At 68.6% G+C, this 4,316-nt stretch carries 4 protein-coding genes, 1 tRNA gene and 1 pseudogene; 5 read left to right on the forward strand and 1 reads right to left on the reverse strand.

Translation table 11 applies throughout. From position 1 onward, the window contains the following. The 4 genes and pseudogenes from E1218_RS34995 to E1218_RS35010 all read left to right on the forward strand — a co-directional run. Positions 1–609: bifunctional DNA primase/polymerase (locus tag E1218_RS34995; protein ID WP_132327324.1), on the forward strand; the 609-nt coding region annotated here is incomplete at its 5' end. Continuing rightward, positions 609–1,904: a DUF3631 domain-containing protein gene (locus E1218_RS35000; RefSeq protein WP_132327325.1), complete on the forward strand. Its 1,296-nt coding sequence runs from the start codon at positions 609–611 to the stop codon at positions 1,902–1,904. The genes E1218_RS34995 and E1218_RS35000, both read left to right, overlap by 1 nt. Then, entirely contained in the window at positions 1,901–2,185 is a 285-nt protein-coding gene (locus E1218_RS35005) for a helix-turn-helix domain-containing protein (protein WP_132327326.1), read from the forward strand. The genes E1218_RS35000 and E1218_RS35005 overlap by 4 nt, the downstream gene beginning before the upstream one ends. A 9-nt stretch (positions 2,186–2,194) precedes the next feature. After that, positions 2,195–3,040: pseudogene (locus E1218_RS35010) on the forward strand (tyrosine-type recombinase/integrase); the annotation flags it as partial. Between the two features lie 179 nt (positions 3,041–3,219). On the opposite strand, the gene E1218_RS35015 reads toward E1218_RS35010, so the two are convergent. Further along, positions 3,220–4,014, reverse strand: coding sequence for an aminotransferase class IV (locus tag E1218_RS35015; RefSeq protein ID WP_132327327.1), 795 nt, complete (start codon positions 4,012–4,014; stop codon positions 3,220–3,222). A gap of 175 nt (positions 4,015–4,189) precedes the next feature. Here E1218_RS35015 and E1218_RS35020 point away from each other — a divergent pair. Next, positions 4,190–4,262 (forward strand) — tRNA-Gly (locus E1218_RS35020). Positions 4,263–4,316: the final 54 nt, after the last annotated feature.

The raw sequence follows: 4,316 nt of genomic DNA on the forward strand, positions 1-4,316 counted from the left end.
GCCCATGGCGGCACCGCCAGCATCGCGGCACTGTCGGTACGCGGATGGGTGCCACGCACCCTGAACGTCCGTACCGGGTCATGGGGAAGGCACCTGTACTACCGCCACCCCGGACAGCACGTGCCGTCGCGACCGATGCCCGGATTCCAGGGCATCGACATCAAGGCCGACGGCGGGTACGTCGTCCTTCCGCCGTCGATCCATCACCGCACCGGCCGCCCGTACCGCTGGGACGAGTATGGGGCATCTGAAGCAGTCGAGATGCCCCCCTCCCTAATCGGCGCATGCCTGCCCACACCGGCCGCCCCAGTGCCGAGCTCGACCCCATGCGCCGGCCAAATCGCCACCACCGAAGCGGGGGGCATCTCCCACCCCGAACGGCTCCTCAGCGCGCACCTGGACGCTGTCCGCAACGCACCCGAAGGCAAGCGCCGAACGACGCTCTACGGAGCCGCGAGAGGCGTCGCGCGGATGGTCGCGGCCGGAGCGATCACCCACGCCGACGCGATCGCCGTACTGACTGCTGTGGGGCAGCAAGCCGAGCAGACCGCCCGCGACATCCGCGCCGCCATTACCGGTGGCTTCCGTGACGAAGGGATCGCAGCCTGATGAGCACCCCAACCGACAGCACACCCGAGCCGATCGACGGTGCCGAGCTGCTGGACGACGTGGCCGACACCATCGCGCGTTACGTCATCCTCCCGAGCACGTCCGCCGCGATCGCTGTCGTGTTGTGGATCGCCGCCACGCACGCCGTACCGGCCTGGAACTGCGCGCCCCGGCTGGTCATCCGGGCACCCGAACGGCGTTGCGGAAAGTCGCGGCTGCTGGACATGGTCGAGGGGATGAGCCACCGGCCGTTGATGACCGTCAACGCCTCGCCCTCGGCGGTCTACCGATCCATCGGGGTCGCGCCGGGCGATCCGCCGACGCTGCTGATCGATGAGGCGGACACGATCTTCGGCCCGAAGGCCGGGGAGAACGAGGATCTGCGCGGGCTGCTGAACGCCGGTCACCAGCGCGGCCGTCCGGCCCTGCGGTACGACGCCGGGAGCAAGTCCGTCGAGAAGATCGCCACGTTCGCTATGGCTGCCCTGGCAGGGATCGGTGCGATGCCGGACACGATCGAGGACCGGGCCGCCGTCATCCGGATGCGCCGCCGCGCACCCGGCGAGAAGGTCGCGCCGTACCGCGTCGGCCGCGACGGTCCCGAGCTGGATGCGCTGCGGCAGCGGCTCAACCAGTGGCTTACCGGCCACATCAAGACGCTGCGGAACGCGACACCGGACATGCCGTTGGAAGATCGCGCGGCCGACACCTGGGAGCCGATGATCGCCGTTGCCGACTTGGCGGGTGGGCGGTGGCCCCGAGCCGCCAGGAAGGCCGCCGTGGCGCTCACCAGCGACCGCGACGCGGGCGATGAGGGTTCGATCCCGACCCGCCTGCTGGCCGACTGCCGAACGGCGTTCCAGGACGCCGACGCGCTGCCGACGCAGATCCTGCTGGACCGGCTCCGCAGCGATGCCGAAGCACCCTGGGCGACGATGGGCGCGGCCGGACTCACCGCCATGCGGATGGGCAACCTGCTGCGCGAGTTCGAGATCCGCAGCGACACCATCCGGTTCCCGACCGGGCAGGCCAAGGGCTACCACCGCAGCGACTTCACCGACGCCTGGAACCGCTACTGCCCCGAGCCGAAACCAGCCGGGGAGGAAGCCGTACCAGCCGTACCAGGCCTAACACCGCAGGTCAGACCCGATGAGGCTTCCCTCACTGGTACGGCTCAAGCCGTACCAAGTGACCAAGCCTCCTTGACCCTGACCAGGCAAAACGAGGCTGGTACGGCTGGTACGCCTTGGCCCCTCCGAGCTGTCAGCACCGACTCGACCTCTGGAGCCGCATGAAAGGCCAAGCATCTGTGCCGCACCTGATCCCCGTTCCGGACGACGAATCGACCGCGACCGTTCACGACTTCCGCGCCCTGGTCTACACGGTCCCGGAGGTCGCGCGACTGCTGGCCGTCTCGCGCAACACGGCCTACCTGATGGTCCGTACCGGGCAGATTCCGGCGCGCCGACTCGGTACCCGGTGGGTTGTGCCGCGCCGCGCATTCCACACCTGGCTGGACGCCACGCCGATTCCCGACGACTCCGCAACCCTCGCGACCGCATCGAACTGGAGCTGACGAACTGAGATGGGATACATCCGAAAGACCCCGGCCGGGAAATGGAAGGCCTGCTGGCGCGACGCGACCGGTCGCCAGCCGTCGAAGACCTTCCCGACCCGTCGTGAGGCGAGCGCCTTCCTCGCCACGATCGAATCAACCAGGCACTCGGGGACCTACGTCGACCCGCACGCAGCTCGGCGGATCAAGTTCGGTGCGTACGCCGCGCAGTGGATCGAGTCGCACAATGTCGAGCTGACGACTCGGGCACGTGATCTGTCGCTGCTGAAGAACCACGTGGTCTCGCACTGGGCGAATGCGCCGCTCTCCGCGATCGACCATTCGTCCGCACAGAAATGGATCACCAGCCTTTCGCGTCAGCTAGCGCCGTCGACGGTCGGTGAATGCCACCGGCTTTTCAGTGCCGTTCTCAAGGCCGCGACTCGGGACCGTCTGATCGCCGTGAATCCCGCCAAGGACATTCGGCTACCGAAGAAGCGCCAGCAGGCGGGGGACAGGCAGACGATCAGCCGCGAGGACTTCACCACGCGCCTTCTCCCGGCTGTTCCCGAGCGGCATCGTGCGATCGTTGCCCTCGCTGGCGGCACAGGCTTGCGGTGGGGAGAGTGCGTCGGACTGCGGTGGGAGTCGGTCGACCTGGTGGCCGGCGCTTTGCGAGTCGAGCGGGTGGCGGTGGAGGTCAACGGTCACGTGACCCCAAAGCCCTACCCGAAGTCGCGAGCTGGCCGCCGCGTCGTACCGGTGCCGCCGATGGTCGGCCGCCTCCTGGAGGAGTACCGCGAGCTGTACGGCACCGGCCAGGCCGGGGAGGTGTTCATCAATGAGGCGGGCACCCCGTTGCGTCGGACGCTGTTCCGGGCGCGCATCTGGCGGCCGTCCCTCGTGCGGGCTGGACTCCTGGGCTCGGTCGCGGCAGAGGGTGACAAGTTCCGGGGCACCTGGCCGTCCCCGGCCGGGGACGCGACCGAGCTGTTCAAGACCAAGGCACAGGCGGTCAAGGCTGTGTCGCGCCACGCGGAAGGCGGGCTGCGGTTTCACGACCTCCGCCACTCGTACGCGTCCTGGCTGATCACCTCGGGGGCGGCGAGCGTGTGGGCGTCGACTCGGTGGATGGCCTGGACGTCGCGGGTGGTCGAGGTGAGGAACACCTCTTCGGCCTCGAAGAGACTCGCCAGGGGTACGTCGCGCTCGGTGGCGTCGAACCACTCGAGGACCAGCGCACGGGTGACTCCGGCCAGCGCCCCCGACTCCAGGGTCGGCGTGACGAGCTCGCCGTCGTACACGCAGAAGATGTTCGAGCCGGTGCCCTCGCAGAGGTTGCCGACCGTGTTGGCGAAAATCGCCTCGCTGCCGCCGCGCTCCTTGGCGTAGGCCAGGGCCAGGACGTTCTCGGCGTACGACGTCGTCTTCAGGCCGGCAACCGCGCCGCGCTCGTTGCGGACCCAGGGGACGGTCACGATCGCCGACGTCGGGCCGGGGCGCTGGATCGGGTCGGACGCAACCACGATCGTCGGTCCGGACGTACCGCGATCGGACGACAACGGGGAGACACCGCCCGTGTACGTGATCCGCAGCCGGCCGAACGGGATGTCCGGATCCGCTTTGACGACGGCCGCGATGCCCTCCTCGACGTACGCGACATCCGGCTCCGGCAGGCCCAGGCCGACCGCGGACCGGACCAGCCGCTGCAGGTGCCTGGTGACCGCGAACGGGCGCCCGTCGACGATCTTGATCGTCTCGAACACCCCGTCGCCGGTCGTCAGTCCGTGATCCAGGGGCGAGACGACCGCGTGGTCGTCCTGCAGGGTGCCGTTCAGCCAGATACGCATGGGTGCTCCTTCCGCAGAACACCTTAGTCCCAAGGCGATTCCGGCCGATCGGCTTGTCCACAGGTGACCGGCTGATGACCGTCCGTCGACCACCAGGCGACCCCGATTTTTGAACTCCGGCGGAGATGGGCTAATGTTCTTCTCGCGCCGGGGGAAACGAAAACCTGGTCGCAGCGCGGACGTAGCTCAGTTGGTAGAGCGCAACCTTGCCAAGGTTGAGGTCGCCGGTTCGAACCCGGTCGTCCGCTCGGAGAGGGTTCGGCAGGCCAGCTTTCTCACTGGTGGAGTGGCCGAGAGGCGAG

The organism is Kribbella turkmenica (assembly GCF_004348725.1).
Taxonomy (GTDB): Bacteria; Actinomycetota; Actinomycetes; order Propionibacteriales; family Kribbellaceae; genus Kribbella; species Kribbella turkmenica.

Bases quoted from the DNA above. Each gene is read 5' to 3' on its own strand.
- E1218_RS35000 (WP_132327325.1), top strand. From the start codon at position 609: ATGAGCACCCCAACCGACAGCACACCCGAGCCGATCGACGGTGCCGAG.
- E1218_RS35005 (WP_132327326.1), top strand. From the start codon at position 1,901: ATGAAAGGCCAAGCATCTGTGCCGCACCTGATCCCCGTTCCGGACGAC.
- E1218_RS35015 (WP_132327327.1), bottom strand. From the start codon at position 4,014: ATGCGTATCTGGCTGAACGGCACCCTGCAGGACGACCACGCGGTCGTC.